This is a genomic window from Serratia sp. YWN4 (genome assembly GCF_055790845.1).
In genome coordinates this window covers 111615-132421 of the sequence record NZ_CM147696.1, presented here as the reverse complement: position 1 = coordinate 132421, position 20807 = coordinate 111615, and the positions used below count along the sequence as shown (strand labels likewise).

The 20807-nt window shown below is 54.8% G+C and carries 22 protein-coding genes; 16 read left to right on the top strand and 6 right to left on the bottom strand.

The genetic code is table 11. The features are described from left to right. Positions 1-238: 238 nt before the first annotated feature. The 6 genes from cytR to rraA all read left to right on the top strand — a co-directional run bounded on the left by cytR (position 239) and on the right by rraA (position 5918). Complete coding sequence (cytR, locus tag ACX9GT_RS00630) at positions 239-1267, top strand: DNA-binding transcriptional regulator CytR (protein ID WP_473189371.1); 1029 nt, start codon at positions 239-241, stop codon at positions 1265-1267. 153 nt (positions 1268-1420) lie between these two features. Further along, a complete protein-coding gene (gene ftsN, locus ACX9GT_RS00625; RefSeq protein WP_473189370.1) occupies positions 1421-2362 on the top strand; it encodes a cell division protein FtsN in 942 nt (313 codons plus the stop codon). Between the two features lie 102 nt (positions 2363-2464). After that, positions 2465-2995: an ATP-dependent protease subunit HslV gene (gene hslV / locus ACX9GT_RS00620; RefSeq protein WP_037404291.1), complete on the top strand. Its 531-nt coding sequence runs from the start codon at positions 2465-2467 to the stop codon at positions 2993-2995. A 12-nt stretch (positions 2996-3007) separates the two neighbouring features. Beyond that, on the top strand, positions 3008-4342 hold the full coding sequence (hslU, locus tag ACX9GT_RS00615) for an HslU--HslV peptidase ATPase subunit (protein WP_473189369.1): 1335 nt from the start codon (positions 3008-3010) through the stop codon (positions 4340-4342). 97 nt (positions 4343-4439) lie between these two features. Next, a complete protein-coding gene (locus ACX9GT_RS00610) occupies positions 4440-5357 on the top strand; it encodes a 1,4-dihydroxy-2-naphthoate polyprenyltransferase (protein ID WP_473189368.1) in 918 nt (305 codons plus the stop codon). 75 nt (positions 5358-5432) lie between these two features. Next, positions 5433-5918: a ribonuclease E activity regulator RraA gene (gene rraA, locus ACX9GT_RS00605; protein ID WP_076943998.1), complete on the top strand. Its 486-nt coding sequence runs from the start codon at positions 5433-5435 to the stop codon at positions 5916-5918. A gap of 59 nt (positions 5919-5977) precedes the next feature. Here the strand turns inward: rraA and zapB are convergent, their stop codons facing one another. After that, complete coding sequence (zapB, locus tag ACX9GT_RS00600; protein WP_459400541.1) at positions 5978-6217, bottom strand: septal ring assembly protein ZapB; 240 nt, start codon at positions 6215-6217, stop codon at positions 5978-5980. Between the two features lie 515 nt (positions 6218-6732). Between zapB and ACX9GT_RS00595 the strand changes: the two genes are divergently transcribed. The 5 genes from ACX9GT_RS00595 to fpr all read left to right on the top strand — a co-directional run bounded on the left by ACX9GT_RS00595 (position 6733) and on the right by fpr (position 12007). After that, positions 6733-7578 carry an MIP/aquaporin family protein gene (locus ACX9GT_RS00595; RefSeq protein ID WP_473189367.1) on the top strand — a complete coding sequence of 282 codons (846 nt, stop codon included), beginning with the start codon at positions 6733-6735 and terminating at the stop codon, positions 7576-7578. A gap of 41 nt (positions 7579-7619) precedes the next feature. Further along, entirely contained in the window at positions 7620-9128 is a 1509-nt protein-coding gene (glpK, locus tag ACX9GT_RS00590; RefSeq protein ID WP_473189366.1) for a glycerol kinase GlpK, read from the top strand. Between the two features lie 130 nt (positions 9129-9258). Continuing rightward, positions 9259-10269 (top strand): class II fructose-bisphosphatase, encoded by a 1011-nt coding sequence (glpX, locus tag ACX9GT_RS00585; RefSeq protein ID WP_473189365.1) that lies wholly within the window; start codon positions 9259-9261, stop codon positions 10267-10269. A gap of 362 nt (positions 10270-10631) precedes the next feature. Beyond that, complete coding sequence (locus ACX9GT_RS00580; RefSeq protein ID WP_473189364.1) at positions 10632-11255, top strand: helix-turn-helix transcriptional regulator; 624 nt, start codon at positions 10632-10634, stop codon at positions 11253-11255. Positions 11256-11260: 5 nt separating this feature from the next. Then, positions 11261-12007 carry a ferredoxin--NADP(+) reductase gene (fpr, locus tag ACX9GT_RS00575; protein ID WP_473189363.1) on the top strand — a complete coding sequence of 249 codons (747 nt, stop codon included), beginning with the start codon at positions 11261-11263 and terminating at the stop codon, positions 12005-12007. Between the two features lies 1 nt (position 12008). Here the strand turns inward: fpr and ACX9GT_RS00570 are convergent, their stop codons facing one another. After that, entirely contained in the window at positions 12009-12428 is a 420-nt protein-coding gene (locus ACX9GT_RS00570; RefSeq protein ID WP_473189362.1) for a DUF805 domain-containing protein, read from the bottom strand. Positions 12429-12595: 167 nt separating this feature from the next. Here ACX9GT_RS00570 and ACX9GT_RS00565 point away from each other — a divergent pair, with 167 nt between their 5' ends. Next, positions 12596-13183, top strand: a complete 588-nt coding sequence (locus ACX9GT_RS00565) for a DUF1454 family protein (RefSeq protein WP_473189361.1) — start codon at positions 12596-12598, stop codon at positions 13181-13183. Between the two features lie 127 nt (positions 13184-13310). Then, positions 13311-14078 (top strand): triose-phosphate isomerase, encoded by a 768-nt coding sequence (tpiA, locus tag ACX9GT_RS00560; protein ID WP_473189360.1) that lies wholly within the window; start codon positions 13311-13313, stop codon positions 14076-14078. Between the two features lie 65 nt (positions 14079-14143). Here tpiA and ACX9GT_RS00555 read toward each other — a convergent pair whose 3' ends face one another. The 4 genes from ACX9GT_RS00555 to cpxP all read right to left on the bottom strand — a co-directional run bounded on the left by ACX9GT_RS00555 (position 14144) and on the right by cpxP (position 18034). Next, positions 14144-15133 carry a sulfate ABC transporter substrate-binding protein gene (locus ACX9GT_RS00555; protein WP_473189359.1) on the bottom strand — a complete coding sequence of 330 codons (990 nt, stop codon included), beginning with the start codon at positions 15131-15133 and terminating at the stop codon, positions 14144-14146. Between the two features lie 185 nt (positions 15134-15318). Then, positions 15319-16281 (bottom strand): 6-phosphofructokinase, encoded by a 963-nt coding sequence (pfkA, locus tag ACX9GT_RS00550; RefSeq protein WP_473189358.1) that lies wholly within the window; start codon positions 16279-16281, stop codon positions 15319-15321. Between the two features lie 221 nt (positions 16282-16502). Beyond that, the gene (gene fieF / locus ACX9GT_RS00545) at positions 16503-17405 is read right to left on the bottom strand and encodes a CDF family cation-efflux transporter FieF (RefSeq protein ID WP_473189357.1); all 903 of its coding nucleotides are present in this window, start codon (positions 17403-17405) and stop codon (positions 16503-16505) included. A 116-nt stretch (positions 17406-17521) separates the two neighbouring features. Then, the gene (gene cpxP / locus ACX9GT_RS00540) at positions 17522-18034 is read right to left on the bottom strand and encodes a cell-envelope stress modulator CpxP (RefSeq protein ID WP_473189356.1); all 513 of its coding nucleotides are present in this window, start codon (positions 18032-18034) and stop codon (positions 17522-17524) included. Positions 18035-18182: 148 nt separating this feature from the next. Here cpxP and cpxR point away from each other — a divergent pair, with 148 nt between their 5' ends. From cpxR to trmL, 3 genes are read left to right on the top strand one after another with little or no spacing between them, the layout of a single operon-like run. Beyond that, positions 18183-18881, top strand: a complete 699-nt coding sequence (gene cpxR, locus ACX9GT_RS00535; protein ID WP_473189355.1) for an envelope stress response regulator transcription factor CpxR — start codon at positions 18183-18185, stop codon at positions 18879-18881. Beyond that, positions 18878-20248 carry an envelope stress sensor histidine kinase CpxA gene (gene cpxA / locus ACX9GT_RS00530; protein ID WP_473189354.1) on the top strand — a complete coding sequence of 457 codons (1371 nt, stop codon included), beginning with the start codon at positions 18878-18880 and terminating at the stop codon, positions 20246-20248. Before cpxR ends, cpxA begins: the two co-directional genes overlap by 4 nt. 57 nt (positions 20249-20305) lie before the next feature. After that, complete coding sequence (trmL, locus tag ACX9GT_RS00525; protein ID WP_473189353.1) at positions 20306-20779, top strand: tRNA (uridine(34)/cytosine(34)/5-carboxymethylaminomethyluridine(34)-2'-O)-methyltransferase TrmL; 474 nt, start codon at positions 20306-20308, stop codon at positions 20777-20779. Positions 20780-20807 lie beyond the last annotated feature (28 nt).

Below are 20807 nucleotides of genomic sequence, written 5' to 3'. Positions count from 1 at the left end.
AGACGTTTACCCTTGAATTTGCGAGGTAACACGAAAAAACCTTCCTAACTCACACTTTTTATGAAATTTAGGTAACAAAAGCCGGGCGTAATCTGTTTAGAATGTCGGTGCAGGCAAGCAGCATGATGGAAGCTTTGAACGTGGATGGCGCTAACAATAACAACACCACCGCACGCCAGAATGTATGAGTCAATCCCAGTTGTCGCGTTGGCATGGGGCTAACGCAAGGAGAAAGGCGTTGGAACACAAGAAAGAACTATCCATGGCCACCATGAAAGACGTTGCTGAAATGGCCGGCGTTTCAACGGCAACCGTGTCCCGTGCGCTGATGAATCCAGAAAAGGTGTCAACGCCGACGCGCCAGAAAGTAGAACAGGCCGTGCTGGCCGTGGGTTACTCCCCTCATGCCCTCTCACGCAATATCAAGCGCAATGAATCCCGCACCATCCTGGTGATCGTTCCCAATATCTGCGATCCGTTTTTTGCCGACGTGATCCAGGGGATCGAGCAAACCGCAGCGCAACAGGGATATCTGGTCCTGATCGGCGACTGTGCGCAACAGAACCAGCAGGAGCGCACTTTTGTTAACCTGATTATCACCAAGCAAATTGACGGTATGCTGCTGCTCGGCTCTAACCTGCCGTTCGACGCCAGCAAGGAAGAACAGCGCAATCTGCCACCGATGGTAATGGCCAACGAATTTGCGCCAGAGCTGGAACTGCCGACGGTGCATATCGATAACCTGACCGCCGCCTTCGAAGCCGTACATTATCTGCATCAGCTTGGCCACAAGCAGATCGCCTGCGTGGCGGGCCCGGAACACATGCCGCTGAGCCATTATCGGTTGCAGGGCTATATTCAGGCGCTACGCCGGAATGGTATTAGCGTTGAAAGCAGTTATATTACCCGGGGTGATTTCACCTACGAGGCGGGCGCTCAAGCCCTGAAATCGCTGATGTCACTGCCTAAACCTCCTACAGCCATCTTCTGTCACAACGACATTATGGCCATTGGCGCGCTGTTTCAGGCCAAAAAGCTGGGCTTGCGGGTACCGCAGGATCTCTCCGTTGTCGGCTTTGACGATATCAAACCGGCACAGTATTGTGATCCACCGTTAACCACGGTGGCACAGCCCCGTTTCCAGATCGGCCAGCAAGCCATGCTGCTGCTGCTGGAACAATTGCACGGGCAGACGGTGAACAGCGGATCCCGGCTTTTGGACAGCGAATTGATTATCCGCGACAGCACCGCGGCCCCGAAACGCTAGTCAAACATTTTTGGGTTAAGTAACATGGCGGACTCAAAACCTATCAGATAGGTATAATTATTGTTGTGGTCATTTCTGCCGAAGCAGCAAAGGTGGCCAATCAAACAGCCTAGAGGATAGGCTTTAACCTCATCAGGACACAGCGGAATTATAGTGGCACAGAGAGACTATGTAAGCCGCGGGCGCTCAGGGGCAGCGCGGCGCAAGACCCCCAGCCGTAAACGCAGTTCTCCGAAGGTATCCAAAACCGTGGTGGCGCTTGCCGTTGCCCTTCTGGTTGTCTTTATCGGTGGCCTCTATTTCATTACGCACAACAAACCGGACGATGCCCCGCTGCTGCCTACGCACGGCACTCGCCCAGGTAACGGCCTGCCGCCGAAGCCGGAAGAGCGTTGGCGCTATATCAAAGAGCTGGAGAATCGCCAGATTGGCGTGCAAACACCGACTGAACCCGGGGCCAGTAGCAATGATACCAAAACTCAGTTGACCGCTGAACAGCGCCAACTGCTGGAACAAATGCAGGCTGACATGCAGCAGCGCCCGACGCAGTTGTCTGAGGTGCCCTATAACGATCCGTCACAGCTCCGCAGCAACGGTCGCCAACAGCAACAGATACCGCAACAGCAAATACCGCAGCCAGTGCAACAGCAGCAGCCGGTGAGCCAACCGCGTAACCCGTTCAATAACGACGCGGCACCAGTACAGCAGCCGCATCAGCAACACCAACAACCGGTGCAACAGCCGAAGCCACAAGCGGTCACGCCGCCGGTCCCAACCCGGCAACCGGAGCCAAAACCCCAGCCGAAACCGGAAGTGAAGCCCGAAGTGAAAGCGGAAACGGCCAAGCAGGAAACCAAGCCCGAGCAGAAACAGAAGTGGATGGTGCAATGTGGTTCGTTCCGTGCCACGGATCAGGCCGAGTCAGTGCGCGCACAGTTGGCGTTTGAAGGCATCGAAAGCCGCATCACGGCGGGTGGTGGCTGGAACCGCGTGATGCTCGGCCCCTACAGCAGCCGTGCTGCCGCCGACAAAACCCTGGCACGCCTGAAGGGCTCCGGCATGTCAAGTTGCATTCCCCTTGCCGTCGGGGGTTGAAAAGCGTCACTCCTCCCCCAACTATATTCTGCATATGCCCCGTTGCTTCTGCATAAGCAGAGACAGCGGGGTCTTCTTTCCGTCTGCAACGAGGGTCTGCTCGTGACAACAATTGTAAGCGTACGCCGCAACGGCCAGGTAGTGATCGGTGGCGATGGCCAGGCCACACTGGGCAATACGGTCATGAAGGGCAACGTCAAGAAGGTCCGTCGCCTGTATAACGATAAAGTGATTGCCGGTTTCGCTGGGGGTACTGCTGACGCCTTCACGCTGTTCGAGTTGTTCGAGCGCAAGCTGGAAATGCACCAAGGCCACTTGGTGAAAGCCGCCGTTGAGTTGGCAAAAGACTGGCGTACCGATCGTATGCTGCGCAAACTCGAAGCGCTGCTGGCGGTCGCCGATGAAAACGCCTCGCTGATCATCACGGGTAACGGTGATGTGGTGCAGCCAGAAAATGATTTGATCGCCATCGGCTCCGGCGGCCCCTACGCCCAGTCGGCGGCCCGCGCCCTGTTGGAAAATACCGAACTGAGCGCCCGCGAAATCGTTGAGAAATCCCTCAGCATCGCCGGTGACATCTGTATTTACACCAACCATTTCCACACTATTGAAGAATTGCCTTCCAAAGCGTAAGGATCGAATACTATGTCTGAAATGACCCCGCGCGAGATCGTCAGCGAACTGGACAGCTACATCATTGGCCAGAACAAGGCCAAACGCGCTGTTGCCATTGCCCTGCGCAACCGCTGGCGCCGGATGCAGCTCAACGAGACGCTGCGCCACGAAGTCACCCCTAAAAATATCCTGATGATCGGCCCGACCGGCGTCGGTAAAACCGAGATCGCCCGTCGCCTGGCCAAACTGGCCAATGCACCGTTTATTAAAGTGGAAGCCACCAAGTTCACCGAAGTGGGCTATGTCGGTAAAGAAGTGGATTCCATCATCCGCGATCTGACCGATGCCGCCGTGAAAATGGTGCGCTTGCAGTCGATCGAGAAAAACCGCACCCGCGCCGAAGAAATGGCCGAAGAACGTCTGCTCGACGTGCTGATCCCACCGGCCAAAAACAACTGGGGCCAGGCCGAAGAGCAGCAGGAACCTTCTGCTGCACGTCAGGTATTCCGCAAGAAATTGCGTGAAGGCCAGTTGGACGACAAAGAAATCGAAATCGATCTGGCCGCCGCGCCGATGGGCGTCGAAATCATGGCCCCTCCGGGCATGGAAGAGATGACCAATCAGTTGCAGTCGATGTTCCAGAATCTCGGCGGGCAGAAACAGAAACCCCGCAAGCTGAAGATCAAAGAAGCCTTCAAACTGCTGGTGGAAGAAGAAGCCGCCAAGCTGGTGAACCCGGAAGAGCTGAAAGAGCAGGCAGTGGAAGCCGTTGAGCAGCACGGCATCGTGTTTATCGACGAGATCGACAAAATCTGTAAGCGTGGTGGCCAAAGTTCCGGTCCGGACGTTTCCCGTGAAGGCGTGCAGCGCGATCTGCTGCCGCTGGTGGAAGGCTGCACGGTATCCACCAAGCACGGCATGGTGAAAACCGATCACATCCTGTTTATCGCTTCCGGCGCTTTCCAGACCGCCAGCCCTTCCGATCTGATCCCGGAGCTGCAAGGCCGCTTGCCAATCCGCGTTGAGCTACAGGCGCTGACCACGGAAGATTTCGAACGCATCCTGACCGAACCCAGTGCCTCGCTGACCGAGCAATACAAAGCGCTGATGGGCACCGAAGGCGTGACGATCGACTTCACTGCCGAGGGCATCCGCCGCATCGCCGAAGCCGCCTGGCAGGTGAATGAGCGCACCGAAAACATCGGCGCACGCCGTCTGCACACCGTGCTGGAACGTCTGATGGAAGATATTTCTTATGACGCGAGTGAAATTAACGGTCAATCCATTACAATTGACGCCGATTACGTGCGCAATCACCTGGATGAACTGGTAGCGGATGAAGATCTGAGTCGTTTTATCCTATAATCGCGCTATCACTGTCCTGTCAGTTATCGTTGTGGGAGGCCTTGCCTCCCGCATTTATTTCGAACGGACACCGCCTTTTGACTTACTGAAGCGAAACATGAGCTTATCAACCCCCACCACCCCGGCTAAAGCCTGGCTGGAAAGTTTACGACCGCGCACCCTGCCGTTGGCGTTTGCCTCCATCGTTGTCGGCTCCGCTATCGCCGCCTGGCAAGGCAGCCTCAAACCGGGTGTGGCCCTGTTGGCCTTGCTGACCGCGGGCCTGTTACAGATCCTCTCCAATCTGGCCAATGACTACGGCGACGCGGTAAAAGGCAGTGATAAAGAAGATCGCATCGGCCCACTGCGCGGCATGCAGAAAGGGATGATCACTCAGGCCCAGATGAAACGGGCGTTGGTGCTGACGGTGCTCCTGATTACCCTTTCCGGTTGCTGGCTGATTGCTGTCGCCTGCGAAAAACCCGGTGATGTGGTCGGTTTCCTGGTGCTGGGTGGCCTGGCGATCGTCGCCGCCATTACCTATACCGTGGGTAACAAACCCTATGGCTATTTGGGATTGGGTGATATCTCGGTGCTGGTGTTTTTCGGCTGGCTCAGCGTGGCGGGCTCGCACTATCTACAGACGCACACCTTTGACAGCATCGTGATGCTGCCAGCCACCGCCTGCGGCCTGTTGGCGGCAGCGGTGCTCAACATCAATAACCTGCGCGATATCGAAAGCGATCGCGTCAACGGTAAAAATACCCTGGCAGTACGCCTCGGGCCACAGAAAGCACGTTACTACCACGCTTTTCTGTTGATCGCTGCCGTGGTGTGCTTCGCTCTGTTTACCCTGCTTAACCTGCACAGCCTGTGGGGCTGGCTGTTTGTGCTGGCCATACCGCTGCTGTTGCGCCACGGTATGCGCGTACTGCGCGATCCCACCGCTATCGGCATGCGCCCGATGCTGGAGCACATGGTGAAGGCCGCATTACTGGCCAACCTGTTATTCGCTATTGGCGTGGTGCTCAGTTAAAAACTGATGATTTTGCCAACAGGGCGAATAAAGGGATATACTGACTATTCCAGCGGCAAACTGACGTAAAATCCTATGAAATACGATACTTCCGAACTCTGTGATATTTATCAGGAAGAGGTCAACGTAGTTGAACCTCTGTTCTCTAATTTTGGCGGGCGTACTTCATTTGGCGGGCAAATCACTACGGTGAAATGCTTTGAGGATAACGGCCTGCTGTTCGAACTGCTCGAAGAAAATGGCCGTGGCCGCGTGTTGCTGATCGACGGAGGTGGCTCTGTGCGCCGTGCGCTGATCAACGCTGAGCTGGCACGCCTGGCAACCCAGAACGAATGGGAAGGCATCGTGGTTTACGGTGCAGTACGCCAGGTGGACGATCTGGAAGAGTTGGACATCGGCATTCAGGCCATGGCCGCGATCCCGGTGGGAGCCACCAGTGAAGGCGTTGGTGAGAGTGATATCCGCGTCAACTTCGGTGGCGTCACCTTCTTCTCTGGCGATCATTTGTACGCCGACAATACCGGTATCATTCTTTCCGAAGATCCTCTTGATATCGAGTAACCGCAGAATATGAGAAAGGGCGCCCAGGCGCCCTTTTCGATCTCAGCTAACGGACGAGATTAGACCTCTTCCATTTTGCCCAGCAGTGCACGCAGGCGATCTTGCCAAACATGCTGTTCTTCTTTCAATTGCTGATTCTCACGCGCCAGCGCTTCGTGGTTACCCGCAGCGTTCTGAACGTCCTGAGACAGCGCGTTATTCTTCTCTTTCAGTTCTTCAATTTCCATCTGCAACAGCGTGATGGTATCAATCGCCTGCTGAACTTTTGCTTCCAGTTTTTCAAATACTTCAAATGACATTCTTCAGTCCCCTCATGATAGCAAGGCGTACATCTATAAGTAGCGCCGCAACGTCAGTTGCAGCGGCTGCGAATATGCATCGCGCCGAATGACACGCGCTGTTATGGAAAACGCGCTTGTCTCAATAAAACGCTTCTTTCGATAAAAACGATTGTATGTAGCCTGCCTCTCACTGTCTAGCAACATACCGGCCCAACGCGCAGTCTGTTGCAATTTTCCTGCCGTCACTTTTGTAGTTGTTAACAGATGGCAATCAAATCCATGGTCAGATCACACTTTTATGGTTCATAAAAAACACTAAATAACGCGAATTCGCTCAATTTTATGACGAAGTACACACATTTTGATTTCGCTATTTCTCGTTTATGTTCGTTAACGATAAATTTACATCACGTCCTCAATTCATAAGTGGACGAGATGAAAAACTGTACCTCAGGCTACAGCGCGAAACGCGCCAAGCCTGTATACCCAGCAGGGTATAAACCTATAACCGCCGTTTGCAGGACAATAACATTATGAGCCAAACCACCAGTCCGACTTTAAAAGGCCAGTGTATCGCGGAATTTCTCGGTACCGGCCTGTTGATCTTCTTTGGCGTAGGCTGCGTTGCAGCGCTGAAACTGGCCGGTGCCAGCTTCGGCCAGTGGGAAATCAGTATCATTTGGGGCCTGGGCGTTGCCATGGCCATCTATCTGACCGCCGCGATCTCCGGCGCACACCTGAACCCGGCCGTCACACTGGCGCTGTGGTTGTTCGCTTGCTTTGATGGCCGCAAAGTCCTCCCTTACATCGTGGCGCAGATTGCCGGTGCCTTCTGCGCCGCAGCACTGGTCTACGGATTGTATTACAACCTGTTTTTCGACTTTGAGAGCGCCCATCAGATGGTGCGCGGCAGTGACGAAAGCCTGGCGCTGGCCGGTATCTTCTCCACCTATCCCAATGCCCATATCTCCGTCGGCCAGGCCTTCCTGGTAGAAACGGTGATCACCGCCATTCTGATGTGCCTGATTCTGGCCCTGACCGACGACGGCAACGGCATTCCACGTGGCCCGCTGGCACCGCTGCTGATTGGTATTCTGATTGCCGTCATCGGTGCCTCTATGGGACCATTAACCGGCTTCGCACTGAACCCGGCGCGTGACTTCGGCCCGAAACTGTTCGCTTATCTGGCAGGCTGGGGTAGCGTGGCCTTTACCGGTGCGCGCGATATCCCTTACTTCCTGGTACCGATCTTCGGCCCTATCGTCGGTGCCGGTCTGGGTGCTTTCGGTTACCGCGCGCTGATTGGCCGCCATCTGCCTTGCGACGTTTGCGTCGAAGAAGACCAACCCACTGCCAAGCCAGAACAGCGTAACGCGTGATTGGCAACGTTTTCACGGTTAACAACAACAGGATTAAGCTCATGACAACAGAAAAAAAATACATTGTCGCTCTCGATCAGGGAACCACCAGTTCACGTGCCGTAGTGCTCGATCACGATGCCAACATTGTTGCGGTATCACAGCGTGAATTTACCCAAATCTACCCGAAGCCCGGCTGGGTGGAACACGATCCGATGGAGATCTGGTCCTCGCAGAGCTCTACGCTGGTGGAAGTGCTGGCCAAAGCGGACATCAGTTCTGATCAGATCGCCGGTATCGGTATTACCAACCAGCGTGAAACCACCATCGTCTGGGAAAAAGAGACCGGCAAGCCGATTTATAACGCCATCGTCTGGCAGTGCCGCCGTACCGCAGAGATCTGCGAAGAGCTCAAACGTGACGGGCTGGAAGAGTACATCCGCCACAATACCGGCCTGGTGGTTGACCCGTATTTCTCGGGTACCAAAGTTAAATGGATCCTCGATCACGTCGAAGGTGCCCGCGAACGCGCCAAGCGCGGCGAACTGCTGTTCGGCACCGTCGACACCTGGTTGGTGTGGAAAATGACCCAAGGGCGGGTGCATGTGACCGATTACACCAACGCCTCGCGCACCATGATGTTCAACATCCATCAGTTGGACTGGGATGAGCGCATGCTGGAAGTGCTGGATATCCCACGCGCCATGCTGCCGAAAGTCCGCCCGTCTTCAGAAGTTTACGGCCAGACCAACATTGGTGGTAAAGGCGGTACGCGTATTCCTATTGCCGGGATCGCCGGTGACCAGCAAGCGGCGCTGTACGGCCAGCTCTGCGTCCAACCGGGCATGGCGAAAAACACCTACGGCACCGGCTGCTTCCTGCTGATGAATACCGGTACCGAAGCCGTGCGCTCCAACCATGGCCTGCTGACCACCATCGCCTGTGGCCCGCGTGGTGAAGTGAACTATGCGCTGGAAGGTGCGGTATTTATCGGTGGTGCTTCGATCCAGTGGCTGCGCGACGAGATGAAACTGATTAGCGACGCGGCCGACTCCGAATACTTTGCCACCAAGGTCAAAGACAGCAACGGAGTGTACGTAGTACCCGCCTTTACCGGCCTGGGTGCGCCATACTGGGATCCGTATGCTCGTGGTGCCATCTTTGGCCTGACGCGCGGCGTGAACAGCAACCACATTATCCGTGCCACGCTGGAATCCATCGCCTACCAGACCCGCGACGTGCTGGATGCGATGCAAGCCGATGCCAACACCCGCCTGCAATCGCTGCGTGTGGACGGTGGCGCGGTGGCCAACAACTTCCTGATGCAGTTCCAGTCCGACATCCTCGGTACCCGTGTGGAGCGCCCTGAAGTGCGTGAAGTCACAGCGTTGGGGGCGGCCTACCTGGCAGGCCTGGCGATTGGCTACTGGAACGATCTGGACGAAGTGAAGAGCAAAGCCAACATTGAACGTGAATTCCGCCCAGGTATCGAAACCACCGAGCGCAATTTCCGTTACAGCGGCTGGAAAAAAGCCGTGGCTCGTGCGCAGGCGTGGGAAGATCACGACTAAGTTCACCGGCTGCTTTTGCCCTGACAATGCGCTGCCTGCGGGCGGCGCTTTTTTTGCCCCGCCCGACCGCCGCCGCCCTGTGATAAACTTTGTTGATATTTTCTTCCCTTTAATCACTCACAGGTTTGCCATGAAACGTGAATTAGCCATCGAATTTTCCCGCGTTACCGAAGCCGCCGCTCTGGCGGGTTACAAATGGTTGGGGCGCGGCGACAAAAATGCTGCTGACGGCGCCGCCGTCAATGCCATGCGCATTATGCTCAACAGAGTGGATATCGATGGCCGGATTGTGATCGGCGAGGGTGAAATTGATGAAGCCCCGATGCTGTACATCGGTGAGCAGGTCGGTACCGGTCAGGGCGATGCCGTGGATATCGCCGTCGATCCGATCGAAGGCACCCGGATGACGGCCATGGGCCAATCCAACGCGTTGGCTGTGTTGGCGGTGGGCGATCGCGGCACCTTCCTGCATGCCCCAGATATGTATATGGAAAAGCTGGTGGTTGGCCCGCAGGCACGTGGGGTTATCGATCTCAATCTGCCGCTGGCAGCAAACCTGCACAATATTGCTGCCCGCCTTGGCAAGCCGCTGGCAGAACTGACAGTGATCACGCTGGCGAAACCACGCCACGACGCGGTGATCGCCCAGATGCAGCAGCTTGGCGTGAAAGTGTTCGCCATTCCTGATGGTGACGTGGCCGCCTCTATTCTGACCTGCATGCCGGACAGCGAAGTGGATGTGATGTATGGTATCGGCGGAGCGCCGGAAGGCGTGATATCCGCCGCGGTGATCCGCGCGCTGGATGGTGACATGCAGGCCCGCTTGCTGCCACGCCATCAGGTGAAGGGCGATAGCGCAGAAAACCATCGTATCGGTGAGCAGGAATTGGCCCGTTGCCAAGAGATGGGCATCGAAGCCGGTAAGGTGCTGATTCTGGACGACATGGCGCGCAGCGATAACGTGATCTTTTCCGCGACCGGCATCACCAAAGGCGACCTGCTGGAAGGCATCACCCGCAAAGGCAATATGGCCACCACCGAAACCCTGTTGATCCGCGGTAAATCGCGCACCATCCGCCGCATTCGCTCGACCCATTATCTGGATCGCAAAGACGCTGCGCTGCACGAATTCCTGCTGTAAATATCAAGGGCACCGCATACGGTGCCCACCTCTTCTTGTCAGGCCGCATTGCCATTTTCTCATCATCGTCGCTAACCTGTTCACTCCTCATTACACCCATTCCTACTCAAAGCGTCAGAGATAAACCTCATGGCACTATTTTTGCGCCGCACAAGTTAAAAAATCTGATTTTTCAGCGAAATTCAGACAGATATTGATCATCGTCATACTGGTAGAAATCGCCGCCAATCTCGTAAATTAAACTGTACGAATAGCTAGAAAGAGTTAAGAATGTCAGGGGATTGCATTCATCGGCTTTAGCATTTAATCGATAATTATTTTCATCAACTTGAAATAATATGACAGCCACAGGGATTTGGTTTATGAAAACACCAGAACTGATTTTATTGCAGCTGAAAACCTTAGGCCCTCACTCCGCCAAAATGTTGGCCGAACGGCTTGAGATCACGCCGATGGGTATCCGTCAGCATCTGCATTCCCTGGAAAAGCGTGAGTTGGTTTGTTACGAGGAAACGCGCACCAAAGTGGGCCGCCCGACGCGCTTTTGGTCGCTCACCCAGCAGGGCCATGCCCAGTTTGCCGATAGCCATGACCGGCTTGCGACAACGTTGCTGGAGTCGACCCATGAGCTGTTCGGCACCGAAGGATTAGAGAAACTGATTCTTGCACGGGAAGAAAAACTCTTCCGCCGCTATGCTGATGAATTGGCAGAAGAGGAAAACCCGCTCGGTAAGCTTGCTCGCCTGGTGCGCCTGCGCCAGCACGACGGTTACATGGCGGAACTGCTTGAGCATCCGCAGGGTATGCTGCTGGTGGAAAATCACTGCCCCATCGGCGTGGCGGCCAATGCTTGCAGCAAGCTGTGCAACTCGGAACTGCAACTGTTCCATCGCCTGCTTGGCCAGAGTTACCGGATAGAGCGCACGGCACATGCCATTTCCGGCTCACGACATTGTGCTTATTTGATTCAAACGCAGGAGCTTTAAACAGTATGGCTGAATGGGTTAATGGCAAAGTCACGCAGGTCACACACTGGACGGATGGATTGTTCAGCATCACCGTCAATGCCCCAATCGATAACTTCAGCGCAGGGCAGTTTGCCAAACTGGCGCTGGAGATCGACGGTGAACGCGTTCAGCGCGCCTATTCGTATGTTAACGCCCCCAGCGATCCCAGCCTGGAGTTCTATCTGGTTACCGTGCCAGAAGGGAAACTCAGCCCAAGGCTCCACCAGTTGCAACAGGGTGCCGACGTGATGGTCACCAAAGAGGCCGCCGGTTTCTTTGTGCTGGAAGAGGTGCCGGATTGCGACACGCTGTGGATGCTGGCCACCGGTACCGCCATCGGCCCTTATCTGTCGATTCTGCAACAAGGCCAAGGGCTGGAGCGATTCAACAACCTGGTGCTGGTTCATGCAGCACGTTTTGCCCGCGATCTCAGCTACCTGCCATTGATGCAACAACTGCAACAGCGCTATCACGGCAAGTTACGCATTCAAACGGTAGTCAGCCGCGAAGAAGTGGCCGGATCGTTAACCGGGCGTGTGCCGGGCCTGATCGAAGATGGGCGGCTGGAAGCGGCCGTGGGTTTAACCCTCGATGCCGAAACCAGCCATGTGATGCTGTGCGGTAACCCGCAGATGGTGCGTGACACCCAGCAAACGCTGAAAGAACACCATCAGATGCGTAAGCACCTGCGCCGCAAACCAGGGCATATCACCAGCGAGCATTACTGGTAATTCAGCGGAATTTTACCGGCTCGGCCTCCGGGCCGAATCGGTTATCCCCTGGTGTGCCGACAAAAGCGCCCAGATCGAGCGCCATCATCACCATAATCAACGACGGGATAAACCGGCCAACGCCCCACTGCCAGATCGGTGCCAACATCTGCCAGTTCCCCGCCGCCAGTATCCATGCCAGAATCAGCAGCAACGACCACCAGCCCGCCTTGTTGCGATCGTGCAGGCGTTTAACCAGCACCGCCGCCGTTGGCCATAGCAATACCACAATAAAAAAGGCAATCGACTGGATCGCCACCAGATGATAGTTGGCCAGCGTGAAAGCAACAGCCATCAGCGCCAGCCAGATACCGATCCAGATCCAGAAATCACGCCGCCCGATGCGGCCCTTAAATGAGAAACACCACTGTTGTAAGGTCATTGATTCATGCACTCTTGGCCTGCCCATATTCAGCGACGCAGTGTAACATAGGCCATACCGGGTTGAGATTTCTGCCCGGTAGAAAGCGGGCCATCGCACATGCAACTTGAAGTATGACGAGTATATCGCTTTAATCGGAGTCATCCTTGTTACCGATACCGCCTATCATGCTGAGAAAAATCATCGCTATTGCCTGCCTGTTATCCGGTATCGGCAATGCCTGGGCCGATCCGCCAGATGCCGTTGCTGGTGCGCCACCGAACGCGCCTTATCTGCTGGCCGGGGCACCGACATTTGATTTGACGGTGGTGCAATTTCGCGAAAAATATAACCGCGATAATCCGATGTTACCGATCGGTGAGTTCCGTGTGATTGCCTCCAAGGAAGACGATTCCCCGCTGTTGACCCGCGCCGCCAGTAAGCTGAACGAAAATCTGTACGCCTCGACCGCGCTGGAAAAAGGCACCGGTAAAATCAAAACGGTGCAAATCACCCACTTGCCCTTGCAGGGTAACGAAGAAAAAGCCGCACGGGCGATCTCGGTCAATTACATGGCTGCCCTGATGCGCCAGTTCGAACCCGCGCTGACCGTGGAAGAAAGCATCATCAGGGTGAGCAATCTGCTGGAAAAAGGTAAAGGTCTGCACTTTTATCAGCATCAGGTTGGCGCAATACGTTATGTGGTGGCAGATAACGGCGATAAAGGGATAACTTTCGCTGTTGAACCGATTAAGCTGGCGCTATCTGAACCCTGATACCCCGGCAATTAATGACAAAAAGCAAAGCCTTTGCGTTTATTGATCTCTATACTGTTGGGCAGGTAAATTGCCGGTCCGGCAGTGGTTATTTCGACTCTCGCGTCCCTTTTTTGGAGAAAAACACATGCGTCATCCATTAGTTATGGGTAACTGGAAGCTTAACGGCAGCACCAATATGGTCAATGAACTGATTGCTGGCCTGCGCAAAGAACTGAGCAGCGTTGATGGCTGTGGCGTTGCTATCGCACCTCCGGTGATGTATCTGGATCAGGCCAAGCACGCGCTGGGCGGTAGCCGCATCGCGCTGGGCGCACAAAACGTCGACGTTAATCTGTCTGGCGCTTTCACCGGTGAAGTCTCTGCCGACATGCTGAAAGACATCGGTGCGCAATACATCATTATCGGCCACTCTGAGCGCCGGACTTATCACAAAGAAACGGATGCTGCGATCGCTGAGAAATTTGCCGTGCTGAAAACCGCTGGCCTGATCCCAGTGCTGTGCATCGGTGAAACCGAAGCAGAAAACGAAGCTGGCAAAACCGAAGAAGTTTGCGCGCGTCAGCTCGACGCCGTGCTGAAAACCCAAGGCGCTGAAGCCTTTAAAGGCACCGTGATTGCGTATGAGCCAGTATGGGCCATCGGTACCGGCAAATCTGCCACCCCTGCGCAGGCACAGGCAGTACACAAATTTATCCGCGATCATATCGCCAAGCAGGATGCTGCCGTGGCCGCTGAAGTGATCATCCAGTACGGCGGTTCTGTGAACGACAAAAATGCCGCAGAGCTGTTTGCTCAGCCAGATATCGACGGCGCGCTGGTTGGCGGTGCTTCACTGAAGGCTGACGCTTTCGCCGTGATCGTCAAAGCCGCTGCCGCAGCGAAAAAAGCCTGATTTTTTCCGGCCTGAAATAGCAAAACCCCGGCGCGCCGGGGTTTTTTGTTTATATCTTCAATAAATTACCGTTTACTGATCTCGTCAAACACGCCGCCGGTCGCAAAATGGATCTTCTGTGCGCTAGTCCAGCCGCCGAACGTATCATCCACGGTGAACAATTTCAGTTTCGGAAACTGCTCGGCAAATTTGGCGGCAATCGCCTCATCACGTGGGCGATAGTAATTCTTCGCGGCAATAGTCTGGCCTTCGGTAGAATACAGATATTTCAAGTAGGCATTGGCCACCTCACGAGTGCCGCGCTTATCAGCCACTTTATCAACCACCGACACGGTAGGTTCAGCCAGGATCGACTCACTCGGGGTAATGATTTCAAATTTATCCTTACCCAACTCTTTCTCCGCCAATAACGCTTCGTTTTCCCAGGCGATCAGCACATCCCCGATCCCACGTTCAACAAAGGTGTTGGTTGCGCCGCGCGCACCGGAATCCAACACTTCCACGTTTTTGTACAGGTTTTTGACAAACTCCTGCGCCTTGGCTTGATCGCCATTATTGTGATGCAGGGCATAGCCCCAGGCCGCCAGATAGTTCCAACGCGCGCCACCGGAGGTTTTTGGATTCGGCGTAATCACCGATACGCCAGATTTCACCAGATCGGGCCAATCATGGATCTGCTTGGGATTGTCTTTACGCACCAGGAATACGATGGTGGAAGTATAGGGTGCTGAGTTGTCTGGCAGGCGCTTGATCCAGTCTTTATCGATACGACCGCGCTCGGCAATGGCATCCACGTCATAAGCCAACGCCAGCGTAACCACATCGGCCTCAATGCCGTTGATCACCGAGGTGGCTTGTTTGCCGGAACCGCCGTGTGACTGACGCACCGTAACATTATCACCGGTCTGTTGTTGCCAGTATTTACCGAACGCGGTGTTGTATGCCTGATAGAACTCACGCGTTGGATCGTATGAAACGTTCAGCAGTTGAATATCTTTCGCCATAGCACCCGATACCAACAGCAGTAAAGTCACACCTACACCCCATTTACGCATTGCCTACTCCCCCAGAAAAATGACCGCAACCTCAGTAGGTTGATTTAGCATCAGAGCCTGCCAGAAATTTCCCTCACCATTAAAGAATAAAAAATTTTTGGCTAGACCATTCTGGAATATGAAGATCAACGCATAAAAAAAGCCCCCAGTAAACGGAGGCTTGTTTGCAGCAAATAAATTGCGTATCAGTACAGCTTTTTCGCCGTTTCCAACCAGTCGATGTTGAACGGACGCTTCATGTTTTCGATAGCGTCGATGATGTCATGGTGCACCATCTTCTCGTTCTGAATCCCCACGCAACGGCCGCCGTAACCTTGCAGCAGCAGTTCAATGGCGTAAGCACCCATGCGAGACGCCAGGATACGGTCATAAGCCACCGGCGAGCCACCACGCTGGATATGGCCCAACACGGTTGCACGGGTTTCACGACCGGTTTCCTGCTCGATATAGCGCGCCAGTTCGTCGATATCACAGATGTGCTCGGTGATGGCCACGATGGCATGCTTTTTACCTCTGGCGATACCGGCTTTGATTTCATTAACCAGATCGTCGCGGCTGAACTCGATTTCTGGCAACACGATAAATTCACAGCCCCCGGCAATGGCGGCAGACAGCGTCAACTCACCGCAGTAACGGCCCATCACTTCAACGATGGAGATACGCTGGTGTGATGAAGAGGTGTCACGCAGGCGGTCAATCGCTTCTACCACGGTTTCCAACGCCGTGAAATAACCGATAGTGTAGTCAGTGCCCGCCACATCGTTATCGATGGTGCCTGGCAGACCGATACATGGGAAACCCTCTTCGGTCAGGCGCTTCGCCCCCATATAGGAACCGTCACCGCCGATGACAACCAGCGCATCAATCCCACGCTTTTTCAGGTTCTCAATTGCCTTGGCACGTACGTTTTCATCTCTGAATTCAGGGAAACGCGCAGAACCCAGGAAGGTGCCGCCGCGGTTGATCATGTCAGACACGCTGTAGCGGTCCAATTTATCCATGCGATCTTCGTACAAACCAAGGTAGCCATCGTAAATACCAAAAACTTCCAGACCTTCTGTGAGTGCAGCACGCACAACGCCGCGAATGGCAGCGTTCATACCTGGCGCGTCGCCGCCACTCGTCAGTACACCGATTTTCTTGATCATGACTACCTCTGAACTTGTAAAGAATTCTGTATTCGCCGATTACCCTGGACTCTTTCCGACTGCGGAAAACCAGCTTTACGGCTTTTATTGCTGGATATTATAACAAAAAGACTTAGCTGAATTGATTCAGGTCACGCAATATCGAGGAAAAAACTGCGTATAGCACACCGAGCTAAGGTGATATTCTCACAACGCCTACCCTATTGACCCAAATCAGCTAATTATAGTTCCCAATGACCCTGCCGACCTACTGGCACCACAGAGCAGGGATCCTGGTGAATAATCACGTCCGCCCCCGGAAAACGATGCAACAGCGCCTGCTCAACCTGCTCAGCCAGAATATGCGCCTGCATCAGCGGCAGCGAATCTTCCATTTCCAGATGCAGCTGAATAAACCGCGTCGGCCCGGACTGCCGGGTTCGCAAGTCGTGCGCCCCTTTCACCCCCGGCCAGGAGGATACCACGTCGATAATCGCCTGGCGCTCTTCATCCGGCAAGGCGCGATCCAACAGGGATTGTACCGCTTCATACCCCATGCGCAGTGCACTGTAGAGGATATAGACCCCGATACCCAAAGCAAACAGCGCATCCGCACGGTGAAATCCGTACCAGCTGAGCCCCAGCGCCACTAGAATAGCACCATTCATCAGGACATCTGACTGATAATGCAGCATATCTGCTCGCACTGCCTGACTGCGCGTTTTTCTTACCACCCAGCGCTGATAGCTGACCAGAACCAGAGTGCTGACCAACGCGATGAGAGTCACCGCAATACCGATACCGGGAGCGTTGAGCGGCTGTGGTGAATAAAGGTGCTGAAAACCGGTCAGGAACAGGAACAGCGCAGAACCGGAAATAAACATGCTCTGTGCCAGCGCCGCCAATGACTCGGCCTTGCCGTGACCAAAAGTATGTTCCTCGTCCGCAGGTTGCAGTGAATAACGCACCACAAACAGGTTGGTTAACGAAGCAGCAATATCAACCAGAGAATCCACCAGCGCCGCCAGCAAACTCACCGATCCGGTGAGATACCAGGCAACGATTTTGATTAGCAGCAAAACAGAAGCCGTCGCGGTGGCGGCTAAAGCAGCGGATTTCACCAGACGCGCATATTGCTGTTCCATAAAGAACCCCAACTAAAACTCATGGCGTTAGTATAACGGAATGTCAGGCAAAAAAAGCCCCGCCGTAAAGGCGGGGAAGACAGGGATGGTGTCTATGGCAAGGAAAAAACAGGGGACTACTCAGTCGTACTCAACTTCTGGGCAGAAGTTTGCTGCAAACCAGAAATCTGTTGCTCCATCTGCTGCATACGCTGCTGATGCTGCTGATGCTGCTGATGCTTCTGGTCTAAAACACTTTTTTGCTCTGGCGTCAGCAGGTTATACATCTGGTTGCGTATGCGGGCCATTTCGACCTGGCGCTTAACCTGTTCCTGAGCCATCTTTTCCGCCTGGGCATAAACGGCGGTTTCATCAAACTTGTCTGCGGTTATCAGCCGATGCATGGCTTCAATTTCCGCTACCTTGACATCGAGCAGATCGTGGCGAGCCTGGCGCATTAAATCGCGCATTTGCTGACGCTGCTGCTCGGTTAGGCTGATACCCTCAAACATGTGGTATTGGCCGGGTGTTCTTATCATCGCATCATTGGCAGGAGCTTGAGCAGTTTCCGGTGTAGTATCGGCAGCAAAGGCAGCGGAAGAACCTATCGCCAACATTGATGCCATTGCTACTACGGTAAACTTACGCATTTTCACTCCTCACGCATTCTCTCTTTGCGAATCAACGAGGAGCAGTGTACTGCTGCACCTGCAAACATGCGTCAGTGCATGTAAAACTACGTAAAGTCATGGAATGTCAACAGTTGATGACGTATTTTGCGTCAGGAGGTAAATCATAATGAACAAAATTCTGTTAGTTGACGATGACCGCGAGCTAACCTCGCTGCTGAAAGAACTGCTTGAAATGGAAGGCTTTAACATCGTCGTGGCCCACGACGGTGAACAGGCGTTGTCGTTGCTGGACAGCTCCATCGACCTATTGTTGCTTGATATCATGATGCCGAAGAAAAACGGTATCGATACGTTGAAAGAACTGCGCCAGCATCACCAGACTCCGGTGATCATGCTGACCGCGCGTGGCAGTGAACTGGATCGGGTACTTGGCCTGGAATTGGGTGCCGACGATTATCTGGCGAAACCCTTTAACGATCGCGAACTGGTGGCCCGCATCCGCGCCATTCTGCGCCGTTCCAACTGGAGCGAGCAGCAGCAGAATGTCGATACCAGCGCCCCTACGCTGGACGTAGACGGCCTGCAGCTCAACCCTGGCCGCCAAGAGGCGACTTTTGACGGGCATGCTCTCGATCTCACCGGCACCGAATTTACCCTGCTCTACCTGCTGGCACAGCATCTTGGCCAGGTCGTTTCACGTGAATTACTGAGCCAGGAAGTGTTGGGCAAACGCCTGACGCCGTTCGATCGCGCCATTGACATGCACATTTCCAACCTGCGGCGTAAGCTGCCGGATCGCAAAGACGGCCACCCATGGTTCAAAACCCTGCGTGGACGGGGCTATTTGATGGTATCAGCAGCATGATCAACAGTTTGACGGCACGCATCTTCGCCATTTTCTGGTTCACATTAGCCCTGGTGCTGATGTTGGTGTTGATGGTGCCTAAGCTCGACTCCCGCCAGATCACCTCGCTGCTGGACAGCGAGCAGCGGCAGGGGCTGATGCTGGAACAACACGTCGAGGCCGAGTTACAAAACGATCCGGCCAACGATCTGATGTGGTGGCGCCGCCTGTTTCGCGCTATCGATAAATGGGCCCCCCCAGGCCAACGCCTGATTCTGGTCACCAGCGAAGGGCGGGTGATTGGCGCTCAACGCAATGAAATGCAGATTGTGCGCAACTTCATCGGCCAATCGGATAACTCAGATCTGCCGAAAAAGAAAAAATACGGCCGCGTTGAGCTGGTCGGCCCATTCTCGGTGCGCGATGGCGAAGACAACTATCAGCTGTACCTGATCCGCCCGGCGAACAGCCCGCAATCCGATTTTATCAACCTGATGTTTGACCGCCCGTTGTTGCTGCTGATCGTCACCATGCTGATCAGTGCCCCACTGCTGTTGTGGCTGGCCTGGAGCCTGGCAAAACCGGCGCGTAAGCTGAAAAATGCCGCCGACGATGTGGCGCGCGGTAATCTGAAACAGCATCCAGAACTGGAGTCTGGGCCGCAGGAATTCCTCGCCACCGGTGCCAGTTTCAACCAGATGGTGAGCGCGCTCGAAAGAATGATGACGGCGCAGCAGCGGCTGATTTCCGACATCTCTCATGAACTGCGCACCCCGTTGACACGCCTGCAATTGGCTACCGCTTTGATGCGCCGCCGCCATGGCGAAGGGCACGAACTGGCGCGCATTGAGACCGAAGCCCAACGGTTGGATTCGATGATCAACGATCTGCTGCTCCTGTCGCGCGGGCAACAGAAAAGCGAGCTGGTGCGCGAACTGCTGAAAGCGAACGAACTGTGGGCCGAAGTGCTGGACAATGCCCGCTTCGAAGCCGAACAGATGGGCAAACATCTGGAGGTTACTTCCCCTCCTGGCCCCTGGACGATTTACGGCAACGCAGGCGCTCTGGATAGCGCGCTGGAAAACATTGTGCGTAATGCCCTGCGTTACTCCCACACACGCATCACGGTGGCCTTCAGCGCTGATAGTCAGGGGGTCACCATCGTGGTCGATGACGACGGCCCTGGCGTCAGTGCGGAAGATCGCGAGCAGATATTCCGCCCGTTCTACCGCACCGATGAAGCCCGCGATCGTGAATCTGGCGGCACCGGCCTGGGGTTGGCGATCGTCGAAGCCGCCGTCAACCAGCATCGCGGCTGGGTAAAGGCCGAAGACAGCCCGTTGGGTGGTTTGCGTCTGGTGCTGTGGCTGCCGCTGCATCAGCGTTAATCGCCAGCACGCCAAGAGTTTGCTATTCTGCGCCCCTCATCATGAGGGGCCTGTTACATGCTGAATATCGTTTTATTTGAACCCGAAATTCCACCCAACACCGGCAATATTATCCGCCTGTGTGCCAATACCGGCTTCCAGTTGCACCTGATCGAACCGATGGGCTTCCCATGGGATGACAAGCGCCTGCGTCGTGCCGGGCTGGATTACCATGAATTTGCCAGCATCAAACGCCATGCCGATTACCCCACGTTTCTCGCCAGCGAAAACCCGCAGCGGCTGTTTGCCCTGACCACCAAAGGCACTCCGGCGCACAGCGCGGTGAGCTATCAGGCGGGTGACTATCTGCTGTTCGGCCCGGAAACCCGCGGCCTGCCCGCCAGCATCCTTGATGCGTTGCCCGCGCAACAGAAAATCCGCATCCCGATGCAGGCCCAGAGCCGCAGCATGAATCTGTCAAACGCAGTTTCCGTGGTGGTGTATGAGGCTTGGCGTCAACTAGGTTACGCGGGTGCCTTGCTCAAAGAATAAAACCTGCCACCTCAAGGCGATGGCCTGC

Coding starts and splice junctions, on each gene's coding strand:
- hslU (WP_473189369.1), top strand. CDS start 3,008: ATGTCTGAAATGACCCCGCGCGAGATCGTCAGCGAACTGGACAGCTAC.
- ACX9GT_RS00610 (WP_473189368.1), top strand. CDS start 4,440: ATGAGCTTATCAACCCCCACCACCCCGGCTAAAGCCTGGCTGGAAAGT.
- rraA (WP_076943998.1), top strand. CDS start 5,433: ATGAAATACGATACTTCCGAACTCTGTGATATTTATCAGGAAGAGGTC.
- zapB (WP_459400541.1), bottom strand. CDS start 6,217: ATGTCATTTGAAGTATTTGAAAAACTGGAAGCAAAAGTTCAGCAGGCG.
- ACX9GT_RS00595 (WP_473189367.1), top strand. CDS start 6,733: ATGAGCCAAACCACCAGTCCGACTTTAAAAGGCCAGTGTATCGCGGAA.
- glpK (WP_473189366.1), top strand. CDS start 7,620: ATGACAACAGAAAAAAAATACATTGTCGCTCTCGATCAGGGAACCACC.
- glpX (WP_473189365.1), top strand. CDS start 9,259: ATGAAACGTGAATTAGCCATCGAATTTTCCCGCGTTACCGAAGCCGCC.
- ACX9GT_RS00580 (WP_473189364.1), top strand. CDS start 10,632: ATGAAAACACCAGAACTGATTTTATTGCAGCTGAAAACCTTAGGCCCT.
- fpr (WP_473189363.1), top strand. CDS start 11,261: ATGGCTGAATGGGTTAATGGCAAAGTCACGCAGGTCACACACTGGACG.
- ACX9GT_RS00570 (WP_473189362.1), bottom strand. CDS start 12,428: ATGACCTTACAACAGTGGTGTTTCTCATTTAAGGGCCGCATCGGGCGG.
- ACX9GT_RS00565 (WP_473189361.1), top strand. CDS start 12,596: ATGCTGAGAAAAATCATCGCTATTGCCTGCCTGTTATCCGGTATCGGC.
- tpiA (WP_473189360.1), top strand. CDS start 13,311: ATGCGTCATCCATTAGTTATGGGTAACTGGAAGCTTAACGGCAGCACC.
- ACX9GT_RS00555 (WP_473189359.1), bottom strand. CDS start 15,133: ATGCGTAAATGGGGTGTAGGTGTGACTTTACTGCTGTTGGTATCGGGT.
- pfkA (WP_473189358.1), bottom strand. CDS start 16,281: ATGATCAAGAAAATCGGTGTACTGACGAGTGGCGGCGACGCGCCAGGT.
- fieF (WP_473189357.1), bottom strand. CDS start 17,405: ATGGAACAGCAATATGCGCGTCTGGTGAAATCCGCTGCTTTAGCCGCC.
- cpxP (WP_473189356.1), bottom strand. CDS start 18,034: ATGCGTAAGTTTACCGTAGTAGCAATGGCATCAATGTTGGCGATAGGT.
- cpxR (WP_473189355.1), top strand. CDS start 18,183: ATGAACAAAATTCTGTTAGTTGACGATGACCGCGAGCTAACCTCGCTG.
- cpxA (WP_473189354.1), top strand. CDS start 18,878: ATGATCAACAGTTTGACGGCACGCATCTTCGCCATTTTCTGGTTCACA.
- trmL (WP_473189353.1), top strand. CDS start 20,306: ATGCTGAATATCGTTTTATTTGAACCCGAAATTCCACCCAACACCGGC.